General features: G+C 52.9%; 20 protein-coding genes. 4 read left to right on the forward strand and 16 right to left on the reverse strand.

Features of this window, described 5'->3' with window-relative positions; translation table 11 throughout:
• Positions 1-22 precede the first annotated feature (22 nt).
• The 8 genes from P8N76_17005 to P8N76_17040 form a co-directional block, all read right to left on the reverse strand.
• Complete coding sequence (locus P8N76_17005; GenBank protein MDG2383372.1) at positions 23-721, reverse strand: endonuclease/exonuclease/phosphatase family protein; 699 nt, start codon at positions 719-721, stop codon at positions 23-25.
• A gap of 666 nt (positions 722-1,387) precedes the next feature.
• Positions 1,388-2,536: a hypothetical protein gene (locus P8N76_17010; protein ID MDG2383373.1), complete on the reverse strand. Its 1,149-nt coding sequence runs from the start codon at positions 2,534-2,536 to the stop codon at positions 1,388-1,390.
• Complete coding sequence (locus P8N76_17015; GenBank protein MDG2383374.1) at positions 2,514-3,413, reverse strand: hypothetical protein; 900 nt, start codon at positions 3,411-3,413, stop codon at positions 2,514-2,516. Before P8N76_17015 ends, P8N76_17010 begins: the two co-directional genes overlap by 23 nt.
• A gap of 51 nt (positions 3,414-3,464) precedes the next feature.
• Positions 3,465-3,875 carry a hypothetical protein gene (locus P8N76_17020; protein MDG2383375.1) on the reverse strand — a complete coding sequence of 137 codons (411 nt, stop codon included), beginning with the start codon at positions 3,873-3,875 and terminating at the stop codon, positions 3,465-3,467.
• Positions 3,876-3,920: 45 nt separating this feature from the next.
• Positions 3,921-4,820, reverse strand: coding sequence for a hypothetical protein (locus tag P8N76_17025; protein ID MDG2383376.1), 900 nt, complete (start codon positions 4,818-4,820; stop codon positions 3,921-3,923).
• Complete coding sequence (locus P8N76_17030; GenBank protein MDG2383377.1) at positions 4,807-5,232, reverse strand: glycoside hydrolase family 16 protein; 426 nt, start codon at positions 5,230-5,232, stop codon at positions 4,807-4,809. Before P8N76_17030 ends, P8N76_17025 begins: the two co-directional genes overlap by 14 nt.
• Complete coding sequence (locus P8N76_17035; GenBank protein MDG2383378.1) at positions 5,171-6,061, reverse strand: hypothetical protein; 891 nt, start codon at positions 6,059-6,061, stop codon at positions 5,171-5,173. The genes P8N76_17030 and P8N76_17035 overlap by 62 nt, the downstream gene beginning before the upstream one ends.
• 11 nt (positions 6,062-6,072) lie before the next feature.
• Positions 6,073-7,857 (reverse strand): sugar porter family MFS transporter, encoded by a 1,785-nt coding sequence (locus P8N76_17040; protein MDG2383379.1) that lies wholly within the window; start codon positions 7,855-7,857, stop codon positions 6,073-6,075.
• A gap of 463 nt (positions 7,858-8,320) precedes the next feature.
• On the opposite strand from P8N76_17040, the gene P8N76_17045 reads away from it, so the two are divergent.
• Complete coding sequence (locus P8N76_17045; protein MDG2383380.1) at positions 8,321-8,848, forward strand: RNA polymerase sigma factor; 528 nt, start codon at positions 8,321-8,323, stop codon at positions 8,846-8,848.
• Between the two features lie 23 nt (positions 8,849-8,871).
• Positions 8,872-9,549 carry a hypothetical protein gene (locus P8N76_17050; protein MDG2383381.1) on the forward strand — a complete coding sequence of 226 codons (678 nt, stop codon included), beginning with the start codon at positions 8,872-8,874 and terminating at the stop codon, positions 9,547-9,549.
• Positions 9,550-9,876: 327 nt separating this feature from the next.
• On the opposite strand, the gene P8N76_17055 is transcribed toward P8N76_17050, so the two are convergent.
• From P8N76_17055 to P8N76_17080, 6 genes are all read right to left on the reverse strand, one after another.
• Positions 9,877-10,674, reverse strand: a complete 798-nt coding sequence (locus P8N76_17055; protein ID MDG2383382.1) for a phytanoyl-CoA dioxygenase family protein — start codon at positions 10,672-10,674, stop codon at positions 9,877-9,879.
• A 57-nt stretch (positions 10,675-10,731) separates the two neighbouring features.
• Positions 10,732-10,959, reverse strand: a complete 228-nt coding sequence (locus P8N76_17060) for a hypothetical protein (GenBank protein MDG2383383.1) — start codon at positions 10,957-10,959, stop codon at positions 10,732-10,734.
• A 23-nt stretch (positions 10,960-10,982) separates the two neighbouring features.
• On the reverse strand, positions 10,983-11,387 hold the full coding sequence (locus P8N76_17065) for a c-type cytochrome (GenBank protein MDG2383384.1): 405 nt from the start codon (positions 11,385-11,387) through the stop codon (positions 10,983-10,985).
• A gap of 1 nt (position 11,388) precedes the next feature.
• Positions 11,389-12,489: a HEAT repeat domain-containing protein gene (locus P8N76_17070; GenBank protein ID MDG2383385.1), complete on the reverse strand. Its 1,101-nt coding sequence runs from the start codon at positions 12,487-12,489 to the stop codon at positions 11,389-11,391.
• Positions 12,486-13,301, reverse strand: a complete 816-nt coding sequence (locus P8N76_17075; protein ID MDG2383386.1) for a tetratricopeptide repeat protein — start codon at positions 13,299-13,301, stop codon at positions 12,486-12,488. Before P8N76_17075 ends, P8N76_17070 begins: the two co-directional genes overlap by 4 nt.
• A 355-nt stretch (positions 13,302-13,656) precedes the next feature.
• Entirely contained in the window at positions 13,657-13,851 is a 195-nt protein-coding gene (locus tag P8N76_17080) for a hypothetical protein (GenBank protein ID MDG2383387.1), read from the reverse strand.
• A 313-nt stretch (positions 13,852-14,164) separates the two neighbouring features.
• On the opposite strand from P8N76_17080, the gene P8N76_17085 reads away from it, so the two are divergent.
• A complete protein-coding gene (locus tag P8N76_17085) occupies positions 14,165-15,121 on the forward strand; it encodes a polysaccharide deacetylase family protein (GenBank protein MDG2383388.1) in 957 nt (318 codons plus the stop codon).
• 90 nt (positions 15,122-15,211) lie between these two features.
• Positions 15,212-16,537 carry an SGNH/GDSL hydrolase family protein gene (locus P8N76_17090; GenBank protein MDG2383389.1) on the forward strand — a complete coding sequence of 442 codons (1,326 nt, stop codon included), beginning with the start codon at positions 15,212-15,214 and terminating at the stop codon, positions 16,535-16,537.
• Between the two features lie 197 nt (positions 16,538-16,734).
• Here the strand turns inward: P8N76_17090 and P8N76_17095 are convergent, their stop codons facing one another.
• The gene (locus tag P8N76_17095) at positions 16,735-17,700 is read right to left on the reverse strand and encodes an amidohydrolase family protein (protein ID MDG2383390.1); all 966 of its coding nucleotides are present in this window, start codon (positions 17,698-17,700) and stop codon (positions 16,735-16,737) included.
• Positions 17,701-17,758: 58 nt separating this feature from the next.
• Positions 17,759-19,201: a sulfatase gene (locus P8N76_17100; protein ID MDG2383391.1), complete on the reverse strand. Its 1,443-nt coding sequence runs from the start codon at positions 19,199-19,201 to the stop codon at positions 17,759-17,761.
• Positions 19,202-19,263: the final 62 nt, after the last annotated feature.

Raw genomic sequence — 19,263 nt, forward strand, 5'->3', positions numbered from 1 at the left:
TGAGTGCGTTAAGACTCAAGTCTCATTTGTTAGTTTCGCCAAAACTGACTTCCATCAGAACCGGTCGATGATCGGAGGCAAGCGATTCCTTCACGACGTCAACCTCGTTTACGACGAAGGCATTTTCAGGTCGAAACATGAGAAAATCAATTTCGACACGAGGTCGATCGGAAGGGAACGTGAAATGATCCTCTCCCTTATCAGGAATATTCCAGTCCGCAAAAAGTTTCAGCACAGCAGATTTCGGCCGTGAATTAAAATCGCCTGCAATAACGCTCGGCAATTTTTCATTCTGGAGATATTTCAGTAACGCCTGAGCTTGTGCCAACCTTTCCCTTTCGTCCCGATAGAAATGCACGTTCGCGAGGCGAAAAGATTTTTGAGCAGCCACGGTAACGATCAGAGAGGCCCTTGGTTCAGCTCCATCAGGCAGACGAAGCCTTTTGATGTCCCGAAGCGGATAACGAGAAATGATCGCCATCCCGTATTCCCCTCCCTGGTAATCGAAAAAGCTCCCAAACGCATGATAAGGAAGACCCGTCAGTTCTGCTAAACGTTTTGCCTCATTGAGCTGGCCACTTCTTTCCACCTTTTTATCAACCTCCTGCAAGGCCACCACATCCGCTCGAACGCGACGAATCACGTCTGCGGTTCGCTGCAAGTCAACTCGACCGTCGTTACCTCGCCCATGTTTGATGTTATAAGCGAGCAGCCGAATCATCGTTGATGTCGCAGGAAGTTTTTTCGGCCTCTGATTCACCTCTTGAGGGAACGTACTTGACAGTCCCGTCTTCTCTTGCCAGGCGAGGTGGGTCGTCGGAATTTGCCCTCGGTAAAAACCACTTAGCGTTTTAGGCCCTCGCATACCCAATGCACGTGATCCACCAAGCATCCTAACGGCCGGGTTCTGGGGGGACGTCGAGAAGGATCCGACGCAGGGCTGATGATTCCCATTCATGCCGCATTTCAATCGATGATCAGAATCTATTCCGCCGAACTCGCTCGGCCCCGCGGTCTGTTGGGACACCTTCGGCAACGCAATCCGTGATGCGAGGATCGCTTCCGAGCTCTCTGGGGATAATGACTTCCACTGGATTTCCCTGCAGATCCGTGGCACCTTTGCTTGGTGCTTCGACGTCCATCGATTCGTATCCTCAGCACCGTCGCTGGTCGTCACTGCGACCAACAAACATGTCAACCAGCAGCTCCACAACACCCATTGTTTTTTCCTCAAGATTGTTGTTAGCATGTTGCTATTTTGACCGCTCCTATCTAATCGCGTTTGAAATTCACCAATAGGCCAATCCAAGCCTTTCTTTAATTTCCCGTTCTGTGTAAGCGATCCTCACGAAGCGCAAAGTTTGGGTGAGCCACCGTTGCCCGAAGCTTAGCAAAGCATTGACACTTCAATAAGTTCAACCACACCGCGACGACAGAAGATATCTCGGCTAGTAGCGGCGTCCAAACAGAGTTCGTCGCTCCGCACGTTGTTGCCATCATGATACCGAACACAAATCGCCATACGATTCGCTCGCCCGATCACGATGGGAACCTTGCAGAAGGTAAATCCAAAACTACCAGCAGCCAGCGTCATTCCCGCAAATTCCGCCGACTCTTCTAAAAATTCCGTGTCGGCGAGCAGGAAGGGATCAAATTTCAAGCAACCCTCTTCGATCCGTACTCCCAACTCTCGCAGTCGCACGATAAAGTCCTCTTTGACCTGTCCGGTCAAACCAGGTTGTTGAGCCCCGAGCATCGATGGAGTATGTGAATACGGATCAGTTGGAAAAGCTCCTTGTTCAATCACCGATTTCTTTGCGCCAACCCCTGCCTGAATTTCACCATATCGTTCGAGCAGACGTGCCACCACTTCGGGGGTTTCATTCTGCGATCGCGCCTCAATGAGAATTTCCTGGACGGCAAGCAACAGCTTGGACACCATGTGCCAATAGATACAGCCCAGCCCTTCATACTTAAAAAACGTTCCCGATCGGCCCGTAAACGATTGGTGGTCAAATACCGCTTCATAAGCTGCAAGTAATCGATCGCGTTCTAATGAATCGCATTCTTCGACCCCATCCATTGCCGCGCACAAATCAGCACTGTTGCGAAATTCCGGATGGAAACGCACCTGTCCCGCAGCATCACGGGACACGAGACGTTTGTCTTTCATCTCCAACATTTTTTTCAGTAACAGCGATTCGTCGACGAAGCGCTCCGGCAAAACATTTTTCTCCATAAAGCCCGTCAAAATTCGGTCCGGATAGAGTAAATACCTGTGCTGGTCCGGCCGATAAAGCGAACTTGCCCGCAAAGATTCCAACAGATCGATGCTCTCTCGAGCATCAAGGCAACCCGAAGACAGAACGGCGACCTGTCCCTCAAGCATCTCGGCCAGCTGTCGGATTGAGATGCCACCGTCGGGATCTACCTGCATCAGGTAGTACGCGTAATAAAGCCCGTCGGCACGGCGATTCGCAACGACGGTTCGCTCTAGATATTGCTTTGCCAAGTCAAGAACGCGTGATACTTTCAACCGACAGGGAAACCTTCTCACCCGACAGACCGTCGTCGTAGATTAATTCTCGATAACAACTCCCGGCAGCCCCAATCTCATTAACAAATTGTCGCCGTTCCCGAGAGTCAAACCCCCCGGCCATCTTCTGGTGATGCTCCATCAATACGGCCTCGGTGGAGCGAAGAAGCATGCAAATTTCAGCAGAAACTTCGTATTGGGTAACCTGGCACTGAGCGAACAGCCTTCCACAGAAATCTAGATAACGCCGCAGATAATAGAGCGTCACCATGGAAACACCGTAGCCAACCAATGCGTTGTTCGCGTCGTTCCATTCCGGGCGTTGAGTATTCATCCAGATACCAGCATCCGGAATGAAATTCGCCATTTTCGCCAAAACGGGTACTAATAGTTTTTCGGCCAGATTCACACGAATCGGGTGGCTATCGTCATGATGCAAGAGCTTGCCATCCGAACCGATTTGTTGAGTACGTTTCATCAACAAATCGTGGGCCACATGATCAAATTCAATGCTGTCTCGTGGATTCTTGAACAAGTCATCGAGCGACTTAATCTGATAGGGCACGTGTGCATAGACGAAGATATCGTCGTCCAAATATTCTCCGAGGCGACCCGGATGATACGCCTCCGAATGCTCAATCAACTTGAGCAAATAGACAATTTGATGATCCCCCCAATAACCAATGTTTGACCAAGGGTCACTCGGATCGTGCACCTCCCAATCAATGCCGTCACGAGTGATTCGGTAGGGGTTGTATCCATCAACCGTCGACGCATTCACAAACTTAAAAACAACACTCTCTAAGAATTCCGGATAGGAAAGGCCCAACGCCTCCCAGTTCTGAAAAATATCGCGCCAATTCCCTTGATAATTCAAAATCCTCGAACAATCTGGCCGTTGCGTATCGATCGAAAACTGATTCCAGGGTCAACTGGGATCGCCATGGCGGCGACTGAAGGTAAGTGGAAGGTATTCAAAATAAAGACGCAGTAAATCCGCATCATCATAGTTCTTAAATAAAGCGAGGCCCGCTAAATGCTCAAACTCCGTGGGTAGCGAGGATAAAAACTCGGCATGCCGTTGGGCCACCGGACGATTTGCAGCTCGCACAAAACGCAGGAGATCTTCTCCTGAAATCTGGTAACCGTTCTCGAAGATCCCTCCCCGCATCACGTTGCAAAGGGTATTTGAAAAATGGCGGCTCGCTTGCAATCGATCTCCACTGGCCTGAAGACCGTCCGCATCAGAAACAATTTCCTGAAGGCGCTGAGTGCCCCGATCAACGTCGGCCAACAACTGCGCGCCTAGTGACGTATCCCCCTCCATATGCTGTTGCAACTCGACGATATCGTTTTGCGATTGATCAACTTCCGCAACGAAAAACTAAGCCGTTTGTTGATTTGGAACCAACTCGCAACCCGACTGCAAAAAATAACTTCCCCTCTGACCCCGTATCAGTTGCTCCGAACTAACGGCACGCCCGTGGCGGAACGCGTCCAGTTGCCGATCGGAAAGAAGATATTTTGGCTCAGAAATCCCAGTCGACCACACGGTATTTGCCATTAAAGATTCACTCGGCTCGGCTCGATCAACGGGAATCGAGCTGAGCGCATAGATTCCGATTCCATTTCCAGCGATTAATCCAGACTTTTTGTAGGCATCGAGCAAGGTGCTAAAAGCATTTTGCATACCACGATCAATATTCGCGGGTAGCAGATTTTGCAAACCATCAACGACGCTAAGCTGAATCACCTCCGTAGACAGATTCGCTAGTTTGGCATGCCTCACAAAACCAAACCGCTCACTCACGAGCCAAGCATATTGAAACGACAAGCCAAGCGACCGGTTAATCTCTTCAAAGATCAACTTGTTGCCAGGTATGTTTTTATAGAGGTGTCGTTCCGTCTCGTACAAGTTTTGATAACGTGCCGAAAAGGGTTCCCACAATCGATCACCATCCGTCTTGTTTAATCGCAGAATCGTCTTACTACCCGTACGATCCCAGGCGTCGTGAATTTTGTCATCGGTCTCGCATGGGAACAACGCATGTTCGGGATTCCGTCGGCCTGCGGTCAGCGCACCATTGCTCGAAATAAACATCCAATGGTCGGAATCGCTGACAACGCTCATAAAAAAGGGAGCAAGTTGATCGTAATGGGCGATGCGGTAAAACCGTTCGCCGTCCAGCAGAACGTAGCGACCTTCGACAGTACGATCGAGCGTATGAAGCGAACAATCGGCGACTCGTATGTTTTTCTTTCGCCCCATCTTATTGGCGACCATCAACTCGAATGTATTCGAGTTCCATTTTTTGAGATCTCAACTTTGGATCAATCTTTCCTCCCATACCCCCGCCCATTGCCATGTTAACAATCAGGTTTTGGGGACGATTGAATGGAAATGCTAAATCGTCTTTCGTTTTATCGTAGGTGTAGTAATGCTCGCCATCAAGAAACATTGTGATCGCTTTGGGTGTCCATTCAATCGCGTAGGTGTGAAACTGATTGGTCATATCTTTGACGGGAACGGTGGTTGAAATGTGATTTCCCTTCTTAAAGTAATAGGCCCCCGTGTGACAGGAGAAGTGATTGAGACCGTCACCCGTTTTATCATCGATCTCACGCCCTACGTTTTCAAGAATATCGATTTCCCCACAATAGGGCCATGAGAGTTCGTCTCGAAAATCGTCTCCCAACAACCAGACGGCGGCCCAAGCTCCATCCCGTGCAGCCACTCTGCCACTCTGCCACTCTGCCACTGAGTTCAATTCGACCGTACAAAAGGCTCATTGGACCGCGCGTCGTTAATCGGGCGGAGCTCCAGCCACCGTTTTTTCTGTCTTTGCGTGCCTCAACGATCAAACGACCATCTTCGCAGCGGGCATTTTCAAGTCGTTCCGCTGTGTAATACTGAGGCTCATGGTTGCCCCATCCCCAATTTCCGATGTCGTAGGCCCAAATCTTCGGGTCGGGCAGCCCTTCGCTCTCAAACTCATCCGACCAAACTAACACCCAATCCTTTCCAACGAGATTCTGCTTCAGAGTGTACGGCGTCAACTCGTGAGGTTTGATCGAAGTAAAAGTAATCGATTGAATCGATGACGCCCCTCCGTCCGCATGAAGCTTCATCCGGTGCTGTCCTGCCTTCAGTGGCGAACCGTCTTTCCCGACGATTTGAAACGCCTCCTCTGCCGGCGGCACCATCGCGGCAGTAATGTTGTAGTTCCTGCCATCCGTGTTCTCAATGTAGTCCTCTACGTACAGCGTTACGGAATCATCCGCCGCAGCTTTTGAGGCAACATCCACCCGATAGCGCCCCGTCTCAGGAATTTTGACATCAAGGGAGATCCAATTCTCGCCGGGAGCTATCGCCACGTATCCGTTCGCCTTCGACACGCCGTCCGAGGCTGCCATGTAATCCGTCGCCTTGACGATGACTTGTGGTCTGTCTGTGGCCAAAACTTCACTGACCGAAAAGAAGGTTGTCGCGACGATCACCAGCTTCAACAGCGGTACAATGGGCATCTCGATCACTTTCATATTTTGACGGTAAAATCTTCCTCAAGCTGCTCCAAAGATCGACCTTTTGTTTCCGGAATAAACTTCGCGGTAAAGAAGAAGGCAAGTGCGGCAAACAGGCCAAAAATCAAGAAGGTACCTGCCGGGCCGAGCGAAGAAAGTTCCCATGGAAACACCTGTTGGACTCCGTAGCTGACCAGCGAGTTAAAAAACCCGGCCACTGAAATCGCAAGGCCACGAAGTCGATTGGGAAAAATCTCCGAGAACATGGCCCACATCACCGGACCCAGCGAGATTGCGAACGCAGCGATGTAGCCAATAATTGCAGCCAGTACGAGTTCGGCTCGAATGATGAGTCCCTTACTTGTCAGCGTCGACGTATATCCGTCCAACGCAACATGATCGAGATGATTATTTACCGCCTGCATCAATTCGGCACGTGACCCGAATGATTGTTTCTTCAGCGCCCGCAGCGCATTCTTACCCGAAACTGGAAATGTTTCCACAAATGGCTGCTGACCTACCTTACGTGTGATTTCGGCTTCGAAGCTGGCCGAATTCGCGAATGCAGCCGGATCCAATTCATTTACCACTGAATTCAGGTTAGCTGGAATCTGGGTCTCAAAGTCAGTCGTCCCCAAGACCTTCGGCCCCGCCATTTTCGTCGCTTCCGAGACAAAAGCTGCCTCCGATCCGAACGATTTACCAACCATGGGAGCTAACGCATCCACCACTTCGACTGGCATCTCCGAGCTTAGTTTTTTCAATGATTCCTTGGTCAGCTGATAAGTAGCCGTTTGAAAAGCCCAGGCTGTTGTCAATAAGCAGATCGCCATTACCGCAGTGCCCACCAGTAACAAAGGGCGACGCCCAAATCGATCGATGAAATAAATCGCTAGAACGGTAAAACCGAGATTCACCAAACCGATGATGATCGTCTGCAAGAAAGCATTCTCTTGCCGAATGCCGGTCTTTTCGAAGATTGTTGGAGCGTAGAAAAAGATTGCATTGATACCCGTAATTTGCTGAAAGAATCCTAATCCGAGCGCAATGAACATAATGAAGCTCATGCGTCTCGAAAACAGTTCAGCAAGCGATGGCTTTGTGTCGATTTCGGCTGCGAGATGCTGCTTAATTTCCTCCAGCGACTCAGTGGCCTCTTCCAAGCTGACAAACTTTTTCAGTACCACTAACGCTTCATCGTAGCGGCCCCGTTTGGCTAACCACCGAGGACTGCGAGGCACAAAAAAGAGAAAGACAAAATAAAGAACTGCTGGCAACGTCTCAGCGCCCAACATCCAACGCCAACAATTCAGTTTGTCGATCCAATCGGTCCCCCCTGAATCAGCGGCCTTCAAGATGTAGTAATTCGAAAAGAATACTGCCGAAAAACCGATGACAATATTGAGTTGGTTAAATGAGACAAAACGCCCACGCAATTTCGCGGCCGATATTTCGGCAATGTAAACCGGGGCAATCAGTAACGCTAATCCAACGGCTACGCCACCCAACATTCGGGCCACAATAAAGAGACTAAAATCAGTGGCGAGAGCCGAGCTAACCGCTGAGAGCGAATAGAATAGGGCGGCAACCATCAAAACAGGTTTGCGACCAAACCGATCCGCTAGAGGTCCCGCCACAGCATTGCCAAGCATGGCACCAAACGTCAAACAGCCCACGGACCATCCAAGCGCCCAATCACTAAGGAAAAAGAAATCCTTGTAGAAAGGGTTTGCGCCGGACACGACCCCAGCATCAAACCCCATTAAAAACCCGCCGAGAGCGACTACGAGGGAGACCAGACCGGTCTAGATGAGTTTCTGTTTCATGGATTGCTGAATTTACCAACGACCGATCAACTGGTAAAGCGACCCGAGCAAGATTCAACTTGCCAGGCTTTCACAAGGAACTGATACTGAGCGTTGAATTACCAGTGAACCCAACGCAAATTAACCCTGACACCCCGATCCATCGTCAATCTGGTCAAACCTTCGTCGCTGACTCTTTCTCCGCTTCAATTAACCGCTCCATGACGGGTAGCTGTTTAAGCTATTCGAAGCACAACGAACGGCTGATCCCCTATTTTGCCTGCTCTTTTGATCCCGAAAGCATCTGGAACCCGTAACCCCTCATGGAAAGGTGGATTCAGGGAGTGATAAGTCACTCTTCCAAAAAAACTTTTCGTTTTGCTGTGACAAAACGGCCTATCCAACGAATCACAACCCAGAGCACAACACAATCGCCCCCAACGAGTCAGATTCATCGATGAACGGCCCACAACAAAACGATGAGCGTTCCGCGTGCCACACGGTGGATCAATCAACCTTTATCACGCTCATCGACGCACATCGTCGCCTCATTATGAAAGTTTGCTGGGTCTACAGCTCAACAGCGGATGATCGCGATGATTTGCTCCAAGATATCTTGAGTCAACTTTGGGCTAGTTTTGAGAACTACGATGGCGCACGTCCATTTTCAACATGGATGTATCGCGTCGCGCTGAACGTCGCCATTGATTCAGTGCGTCGCAAGGCACGCCGGCGAGAGCAGACGGGGATCGAAGAGATGCCAGAATTTGCGTCTCCTCAAGATGAACCCCACCAAGAACAACTCTTGCACCTTCATGAACTTTTAGATCGCCAAAACGAATCGGACCGCGCCATTCTTTTGCTTTACCTCGAAGGGCAGTCTTACCGAGAGATTGGCGGCATCATAGGCATAACAGAATCGAATGTTGGCACACGGATCAATCGATTGAAACGTTCACTCAAAGAGTCGACTGAATCACGCTAAACGATCAACAGGGAAAATCTATCATGCAATTTGAAGAGCTAGAACAACAATGGAAACAACTCGACAACAAATTCGACCAACTGCTCCGTATTGAGCGCCGAATTCTGGAAGAAGTTGCGAAGAAGCCCGCTCAGAACCGCGTGGCTCGCTTAGCAATCTGGCCATCTCTTGATCTAGTATTCTGCCTTTTGGTTGCTCTTGTCTTTGGCGGAATCCTTGGCGATCATTGGCAAGAAACATCCATTGCTGGACCCGCATTCCTCGTCTTAGCGGCTGCGATCCTACTGCTGATCAGCAGCATCTGGCAGCTGGTGCAGCTTGCATCGATCAATTGGTCTCACACCGTGAAAACAATTCAATGCTCGTTGACTTCACTCCGAATGATGAAGATCCGACAATTCAAATGGATCATTCTGCTCTCTCCTTTGGTTGGTTTTTCGGCATTCCTCGCCGGCCTCCAGTGGGTTAACCATCGGCAGGTCGATCCATTGCTTCCCTTCGAGGCACTTGATCCGATCTGGGTAGTCACCAACTACACATTCGGCCTGGCATTTATTCCCTTGGGTTATCTGGCAAGCCGCTTCGCCGCACGGAGATACCAATCGCGCGATTGGTTCCGATGTTTACTGGACAACGTGTCGGGAATCCATCTTCAACTGACCCAACAAGAATTGCAAGCTTGGCAAGACTTGGCGAATTAGACGGCTTTTGAGACCAGTGAAGCGAACCGTAAAGCGGAGATCTATCCTTAACGGGAATAAGCCTTTTCACAATCGGCGTTAGCCCGCAGAATCGCTGCGCTGTGCGCGGGTCTCCGACCCCGCACTTTTTACGACCGTAGGTCTCCAAGAACCACCAAGCGACTCTTATGCAAGGAGACCTTCGGTCGGCGAGGTCGGGAGACCTGCGTTGAGCGCGGCTTTGCCGCTTGCTGTGAAATGTCCGGAGCTGATCAAGCCCTCACGCACAAACAGCAATTGCTTAGCGTGAAAAACGTAAGCCAATCTGGGCTGTACACTGAATAGGCCTCAGGAGGACACTTCGGGAACAGGGCAACCCGGACGGGCATCCACATATTGCTTTTCGTTGGCTCCCCCGTTGCCTCGGACAAGATAAACAGGGACCCAGTGCGCTTCCGTATCTATGGTCACTGTATTTGCGTTGGCGTAGCGCATCGTGTAGGCGGCCCGACGGCAGCCGCTGGTGTTTGCTTCACTACCGTGCAACACGAAAGAGTCATGGATCGATAAGCTGCCCGCTTTCATTTCCAGAGGGATCGCTTCCGCAGCCATCTTTTCTGTCACCTCGACCGTCAGGCCGAGCAGGTCGTCTTTGCCGGTCTTCACCTTCTCCAGTTCGGGATAACCTGCATGAGTACATGGAATCACCTGCATGCAACCGTTCGACACATCGGTGTCGTCGACAGCCATCCATACGGTTGCCACCTCGGTGCCGGAAACAGAGGGCCAGTAGGTATTGTCCTGATGCCATGTTACTGGAAGCCCTGCTTCGGGGATTTTTACGATCAGATGTGACATGATTAGAATTAAATTGGGCCCTAGCACCGACTCGACGGCATCGAGAACGTGTGGATGCCGGCAAACCTCCATCCAGAACGCATTCTTGGGGTGTGGCTCGGTCATGTATTCCGGACGTGCATCGACTTCCTGGTCAACGCCTTCTTTGAAGACCGTTAGTTTTTCAGGGAGGTTGGCAATGGCATGGTCCAGCTCATTTCGTATCGCGCCAATCTCTTTGACAGTCAGCACGTTCTCGAACAGGCAGTACCCCTCTTTTTGAAAGTTTTTCGTTTGGGTGTTAAGCATGGGTAGATCCTCGAATGCAATGCTTGTCGGCTGGTCGCGGCGGCAGGCGCCGCCGGCTTAATGCCGACCAAGCGATGACAAATATCGCACCAAGTCGACTATTTCTTCGCGGGTCAAGTCCTCAGCGATCCCCGCAGGCATCATCGATATGTCACTGGGAACGATGTCTTCAATGTCTTCCGTTGGAATCATAAGTTCCTTGCCGTTCGCATCCCGAATTCGTACCACTGTGCTGGATTGCTGAGTCATAACGCCAGCAAGTACTCGCCTGTCAATGGTCATCACCAGGACCGTGCCGTACCCCTTTTTTATGGGTCGAGGATCGACTGCAAGAGGTCCGCGACTCGCGCCGAAGCGCCGATGCTGGACAAGTCGGGGCCGATGCCGGCCGGTGAGCCTGCAATCGCATGGCAACCTGTACAGTTGAGATTCTTGCGCTGATAAATCTCCTGGCCTCGGCATGGATCGCCGAGTCTGGCGACATCGCCGATCAGCTGCGATGCTTCGTCAGGCGTTATCCCCACTAGCTCCTTTAGCTCTCCCGACCGGCGAATCGCGGACGCGAGCTCCGGCATTTCTTGACCAGAAAGTCGGACGCGATCTAGCACCAGTCGCGCGATAGGGCTGGGAATACGGGTTCCACGCAGCTCCGCGACCAGCAGCTCCCGGGAATCTTGTTGCGTTAAAACGGCCTCCACGATAAGTGCTGCCAATTCAGGTTGGATCGGGTCGGCAAGCAATCGGGTCGGCCTGCGGAATCGCGCGGGCAGCGGAGCACCGAGCTAAGGCCGCGATCGCTGATGCGCGTACATCATCATTCGACGCTTGCTCGAATATCTGCTGCAAGATCGTGGTGCCTTTGGCCAAATCAACCGCAATCAGAGCGTGGCCAGCTGCGAGTCGTTCTTCCCGCGAGGTTGTCGCCTTGGTCGCGATCTGGCGCAGCGCAGAACTGGCTGCATGAATCCGCCATTTGTCGGCTAACTCCATCGCCAACCCGCGGATTTCCGAATTCTTCGATTCACAAAGACGGCAAACACCCGAGGCATTCTCAGGTACCTCTAGGCGACCTCCAGCTAGCAGAGCCTGAAGGACGTTTGTCACTCCGTCCGCCGGGAGGCGCGGCAGATGGTTGAGGACCGCCTCGCGTTGCGTCGCGTTACCAAACGTGGCAAGAATGCCGAGAGCCGACAACTTCTGTTCGTCCTTAAGCTGCCCGTCGCACAGGAGTACCGCCAAGGGGCCCGTCGCAATCTGTCCGCCCACCGACGCAAACGCGAAAGCCGTTCGTTCAGGTTTGCCCTCGAAAATGTCTTTCCCTGCCTGAAAGTCTGCCAACCACACATCGAGCCGCTCATGGATCGTGCGAAATAGAGCGAACTCAAGGAACTGGTCGATTCTGTGGTCTAAGGCTCGCAGTGCGATGATAACGGCTTCCGCGGTGTGCAGACTACGCAACGCATTGACCGCATCGAGCCGGACTTGTGAGTTGAGATCGTTTACGGCTCGAGCTAGCTTCGCATTAGTACCGTCGATTTCTGCGTGCCAGTCGGACAGCACTCTCACAGCCGCAGCGCGGACTCGGCCGTTGGCGGAGGTTAAACAGATCTCGAGTAACTCCGGGTTTGGGCTGCGCAGGCCTTGGTAAACCCACAGCGCCTCGAGCAGATCATGCTCAGGGCCCAGCTCAACATCCTGTGGCGTACTTTGGCGGTTCGGCAGTCGCGCTGCCGTCCACTCATGCAGCACCGGCAACACGGTCCCCGGTCCGCGCTCGCGTAACAAACGTCGCGCTTGGTCGCGAGCGCGAGTCAACCGTTTGTACTTGTGCCCGTTGAAGCAGAAGGAATTCTGAAAGACACCGCTTTGGGCCAATTTGGGTTGGCCGTCGCGAGATGGACTTTCGCCCGGTTGCCGTAGGCGGTCGGTAACTGCCGGTTGTGTTGAATCGCCAAGTCGAAGTATTGGGTCGTCCGACGATTCCTTCCCTGGTTCATGTAAACCACTGCCAAGTTGTTGTAGGCCGGCGCATGTTCCGGATTGAGCCGTATTGCTTGTTCAGCCGCCTCGATCGCTTCACCATACATCCCCCGTTCGCAGAATGAACCGGCGCGCAGGGACCATGCATCGGCGGCTTCAGAATCCCGCTCCAGCGCCGCGGTACAGTCGGCCAATAGACCATCGTGATTCCCGGCAGCGCGATGGAAGCGGGCTCGGTCGAGATAGAGGCTGACGTCCTCAGGAGCTAACTTGATCGCGCGTCCCAGGTCTTGAATCGCCTGCTCGAGCTGTCGCATGTGAAAGCATGCCAGCGCGCGATACTTGAAACCCTCTACGCTATCGGAGTTCAATTCAATCGCCCGGTTGAATTCGATAATCGCGTCATCGTGTATTCCCGAGTTGATCAGCGTCTTTCCTTGCGTCAACGCTTCCTCTTCCGTGGCAGCCGTGCTTCGCGGGGCGTCGTCGCTGTAACCGGCCAATGGCAGCATCACAGCCGCCCAAACGGCGAATAGTAATAGCGCAAAGGGACGCGCCGCGCTGCAGCGGATTACAATCCGGGGCCGCCACGGTCTGGCGGCGGCGGCTGGCCCCGTCATACCATAATCAACATCCCCGCGTCTCATACGGTTCAGTTTACCTCCCTTGCGGGTCGGGGAAACACAACGCACTCATTCGGATGTGGCCGTCCCGATGACAAGCGACGGAATACGTTCTCAAATGCGCTAGGTGTTGTGGAAGGCCCCGTTGTTACCATATCGAGTGGCAACTTGCTAACGCCGGGCGAACTTCGGTTTTATAAGAAAGGGCTCCTCCAGACACCGCTGTAGTTACGGTCGCCCTCAACGTTTTTGCTTCCACGACGGTGGCCGGAATTGTAAAACGCCACCCAATGCAATTCTTATCGGTGATAAGTATTTGGTTTCCTACGAAACATCTAGACTCGCCGATGGGGAGCGGCTCTGGTCGACTTTCCAGCCATCAACGGGCAAGCGTCCAGCGCTCTGAGCCGCCAATGTGTTTACTGTTCGCCAAGAAGATCGGTTCTTCCTTGCCAATGACCGGGGCGAGTTGATCATGGCGCGGATGGATCCCACCGGGTATCAGGAAATCTGTCGAGCCAAACTGTTTGAACCCACCCATTAAGTCGCCGGCAGGACGTTGGTCTGGTCGCATCTGGCGTTCGCAAATCGCAGTGTTTATCTGCGGAACGATCGCGATATTCGCTGCTACGATCTGGCAAAATAGTAGGCTGCCCGTATTCTTCACACTGTAGACTGACAGACTTGAAAAGGATATTTTAATTGTGCAACGACGGATGAAATTGTATAAGGATGGATGAACCGTGAGTGCACGATGCGATTTGGTAAGCTACTTGGACCAGCGGCCCGCTGATCCGCGTAAATCTATTAACCAGTCGGTCGCGTTAGCTGACCGTAGAGCAGACTCGCCAATACGCGACAGCGAGGAAATCAAAAAGGAACATGACATGAGAATGATCTCGTTCGCCTTGGTGGGAATCCTTATGGTCACAGGGATGACATCCTGCCAAAGACAGCAGAGCGACTCCCAAACCGGCGCAGCGCCAGAGTTGAAACCCATCCCCGACAAGCTGGTGGTCCTAACGTTTGATGACCGGGCGAAAAGCTGGCGCACGTTTGTCGGCCCACTACTGCAAGAGTATGGTTTTGGCGCCACGTTTTATGTGACCAACACGAACGCCGACTGGTTCGGATATCATGAAGACCCGAAATATTGGATTTCATGGGAAGAACTGCGCGAACTGAATGAAATGGGTTTTGAACTGGGGAATCATTCCGAGACTCATGCTCACTTTACGTCCTTATCCGTCGACGAGATCGTGGCCCAGGAACTCGAGCCGATAGAAATCGCGTTCAAAAAGGAAGGGCTTCCCCAGCCAGTCAGCTGCGCCTATCCGGCTGGCAGTCATGACATCAGATGCGTAAAGGCCTTGGAACGCAAGGGTTATCTTTTTGGTCGCCGAGCTTTTTCTCCCGAGTATCCCGGTTCTCTCGAGGACTACATCGGCCCGGTCTACGACCCGCTGGAGGACCATCCCTACCTGATTCCGGCCGCGTTTGTGTGGGGTTCGGCCTTTGATGAGAATTCCACCAGCGCCAAAGAGATCTACGGACACGGGTCCCAACAAGGGGCGACAGTGGAAGATTTTGCAAGTGCGGTCGATCGGGCCAAGGATGGGAAAATTGCCGTGGTGGTTTTCCACGGCGTACCGGACTATTACGCCCACGCCTCGACCGCTCCCGAAGATTTCACGCGCTGCATGGACTATCTGCGCGATGGCGGTTTCAAGGTCATCGCGCTGCGCGATCTGGTCGACTACGTGGACCCGGCGCGAAAGCCTGCCGATCCTTACGCCCCGATTCAAAGGCGGATCGAACGCATGGCGGCCGCGGAGCAAGAATAACCGGTCGAAAGCGAAACGGAAGTTCGGCACAATCGCAGTTTCATTCGGGTGACAGCAATTTGGCGTTCAGGTTTTTAGGGAGACGCTGGAATGACGGGTCGCATCTTCGTGGTCGGTTGGCTGCTGTTTCTTATTCCTAACCGTGGGCTTGGGGAAGAAGTGAAGTTCCGTCTCGCGGGCGATTGGGAAGTGCATGTCAGCCGAATGACCGAGACGGGCCAGGAACGTTCGACGAAATTGTTTGTCGATCGTTCCCAAGCCGTTGACGTGCGGAACGAACGCCACCCGTCCCTGCCGTTGTACAACGCCCGAACCGCGGTTTGGCTAAAAGGAATCAGGCTCGAAAAGATACGAGCGCAGGAGGTGACGACTCCGTATTTATTGGAGCCGGCGAGCGTGACGTTGCGATCGGGCTCCGGTCCGGATTCAGCAACTTTTCTACGCGAAAGAGACTTCGAGTTGGACGACGATTGGGGCACCGTAGGACGGTTGCCCGAGGGGCGGATCGAAGAAGGCCAGCCAGTTTTCATCAGTTATCGCTATGTGCCGTTGCGGCTTGATTCGATCGTGCTTTCCCAAGAGGGAGACATCGAGCTGCGCCGCGGAATACCGCGAGCCGCCGCTCCTCACCCACCCGCCATCGTCCAAGGGGAACGTCGCTTGGCGAATATCTGGCTTCCCGGGAGGATTGGCAAGCTTGCCCCGGAACATCTCTTTCCGGTGTTGGAGCGATCGTATCCGGAACCGCCCAAGCCCTCGCCCACGGTGGCCAAACAATTGTTACCGAGAACGCTCGAAAAGCTGTCATCGGGGGAGGAACTGCGAATTCTGGCCTGGGGAGACAGCGTGACCGACGGATCCTACGTGTCGGAACATGAACGCTGGCAGGTACAGTTTGTTGCCGGTCTCAAGAAACGGTACACCAACGCCAACATCATGCTCGTCACGGAAGCATGGGGAGGTCGCAACACGAGCCGGTATCTCGCGGAGCCGCCCGGCAGCGAACACAACTTCCGCGAAAAGGTGCTGGGAGCCAAGCCTGACCTGGTCGTGTCCGAATTCGTCAACGACGCGGGCCTCAATCCGCAGCAAGTAGAACAACTCTACGCCGGCGTGCTCTCCGATTTTCGCGCCATCAACGCGGAGTGGATTATTCTCACGCCGCACTACGTACGTCCGGATTGGATGGGACTGACGGGAGAGCGCGAGGTCGATGTGGATCCTCGCCCCTACACAATCGGATTACGACAATTCAGTCAGAAACACCGCGTCGCTTTAGCGGATGCCTCTCTGCGTTACGGGCGGTTGTGGCGGCAGGGGATTCCGTACAGCACGCTGATGCTGAACTCGATCAACCATCCCGACGCGCGGGGCATGGCTATCTTTGCCGATGCGTTGATGCAGTTGTTTCCTTGAATTGCCGCCTGTTTACGGAATCCTTATCCGGCTACTTTCCCAAGTCCGACGGGCCCTTCATTCACTGGGGGCAAGAACGCGGATACCGACGACTTGCTGGTGATAGTCCAAAATAAGTCTCCGTGAAAGACTGCCCTCAGCAGAAGAGAGGACGGTTCCAGCTTCGCTAGTTCTGGGCCTACATGGAGCATTGCGGACTACGTCAGTTGATAGACGCGCAACGCGTTGTCGTGGAAGAGACGGCGCTGATCCGCTTCCGAGCGATCGCCGACGACGGTCTGGACCGCGTCGAACCAACGGCGGTACGAGCCTTTGAGTGTGCAGACCGGCCAGTCGCTTCCAAACATCACTCGATCCGTACCAAAGACTTCCCAGAGGTGGTTGATCACTGGCGCGAGATCCTCCGGTTTCCAACTCTCATCCTTCACGTTAGACAATAGGCCAGAGATCTTGACGACGACGTTTTCGTGTTTAGCGATCACCCCAACATCCCTCCGCCATGTCGAAATATCTTCAGATTTCATGTCTGGGTTGCCGCAGTGATCGATAATAAACCGCGTGGCGGGGCAAGCTTTGATCAGTTTCGCCGCGGCCGGCAAACCACTCGACTGAATCTCAATATCGAAACGCATTCCTAAGTCACCCAGCAATCGAATCCCTTGGAGATATTGGCGGCCCAAAAAATAGTCTGGATCTTTGCCCCATAAGATGTCGCGAACTCCCTTGATGTATGGGCTTTTGGCAAACCGTTGGACGTACGGTTCGAAGAGATCCGTGCTGGGCCTTCCAGAGATGACTGCCGCGACGACACGATTGTCAGTTTGCTTGCAAAGTTCAATGACGTACTCGGCCTCGGCACTCTGCTGCTCAACCGGGACGTCCACCTCCATGTAGACCGTCTTAACGACGTCGAGTCCCTCGGTGGCTTTTGCGTAGTCTTTGAGTAGGAAGTTGCGGGCCAATGGCCGGTATTCTTCGTTCGCCTGCCAGGCTAGTTTGAATTTACTTAAGTCCCAAATATGTTGGTGGGTGTCGACGATGGGAATTGCATTTCTCCGTTCCGGTCTAGGGGCACAGTCCGCGCTTTGAGAAAATCGGAGCAACGACGCGCCAGCCACCGTTGCCGTCGTGAGAAAACAGCGCCGATCGACTTTTCGTTTCATGTTGTCCTCTACATAAAATGCGGGTTAGGATTCGAGATAATCTTACAGCGCCGCCCGCTTACGGTCCGATCCGGATCTCGGCGAGCAGCTCGTTGCACCGCTCTCGGAGACGCCGAAGCTGGTCTGCATTTTGCGGAACGTCTGCTACGCTCTGTGTTTCCAGCGGGTCGTTCGCCAGGTCGAACAGCTCTTCGTACACTGGCTGTTGTTCAAAGTAGCGAATATATTTCCACTGCTCGGTCCGTACGCCTTCACTCTTGGGAATCTTTAGCTGAGGCATCGTTAAGAGGTGTTCGCAAAAGAAATCCGTGCGCCACGGAGGTGACTTTCCTTCAATCAATGGAACCAAACTACGCCCCTGAATCATCGCAGGCACATCCAGGCCAGCAAGTTCTAGGATGGTCGGCGAGACATCAATATTCAACACGAATTGGCTGGCAGTGACCCCGTGGCGTTCGCTCGATTGTCGCGGGTCGGCGATGATCATTGGCACGCGAATAGAGTCCTCGTACAACAGCCAACAATCGCTCAAACCTCGCTCGCCAAAAAACATACCGTTGTCGCTCATGAAGATGACGACCGTGTTTTCGGCAATGCCCAAGCGATGAAGTTCCTCCGACAAACGGCCGATGACAGCGTCCACGCCGCTAACCATGCGGTACATGCCTTTCAACATCCGCTGAAACTTTTCGGGCGTATCAAATCGCTTTGCCCACCGACCGCGACCTTCTGAAGTCTGCAAGAAGTCAGGCAGCGCCTCAAAGTGCTTGAGTTCGGCCAATTCAGGTACTGGCACAGTGACATCTCGGTAAAGATGGTCGACGCCCGGCGGCCAGATGTATTGCTGCGGGTCGTTGTCCTGTGCATGGGGCGCGTTGAAACTGATCGACAGGCAGAAAGGCTGATCTGGATGTCGATCATGATGGTCACGTAAAAAGCGGAGCGTCTTTTCACCCGTAACATCGGTTAGGTGTTTTCTCGTGCCATTCGGCTGGTCAACGAAGTACCCATTCGGCCCGCTGACTCCCCAATGCTCAAAGTTATCAAAGTGGTCGAACATAGCGATGAGCGTTTCCGCCTCGTTTTCAACCAACAGCCGACCATGCGATTCGATTCCGAATTTACCAATAAACGCCGTGCGATATCCGCTTGCACGCAACAACGCCGGGTAGCTAATTGCGGTGAATTCAGCGCCTAGTGGCGGCTTGAGGAACGTGAAGCCATGCCGGCGTTCGAAAAGTCCGGTGAGGATGGATGCCCGACTTGCGGCACAGATGGGAGTGGTTACAAACGCATTTGTGAACCGCACGCCTTCCTTTGCGAGCCGATCCATGTTTGGCGTGTGGATAATCGCATTCGGTGCGCAGCCCAACGCGTGCCACGGCTGGTTATCCGTAAGTAAGAACAAGATGTTTGGCCGCTCATCCTGGGCGGCATTCAGCGACGCCGTTGTGAAGAAAAACCACAGTGCGCCGACGAAGAGACTTCGCAGGCAACTCATACATTGGCTTTCTATAGAAAATTCTGAAATTGGGATGTAAGCAGAGCGGCGTCAAGTCGAAA

It is taken from the genome of Pirellulaceae bacterium (assembly GCA_029243025.1).
Lineage (GTDB): Bacteria > Planctomycetota > Planctomycetia > Pirellulales > Pirellulaceae.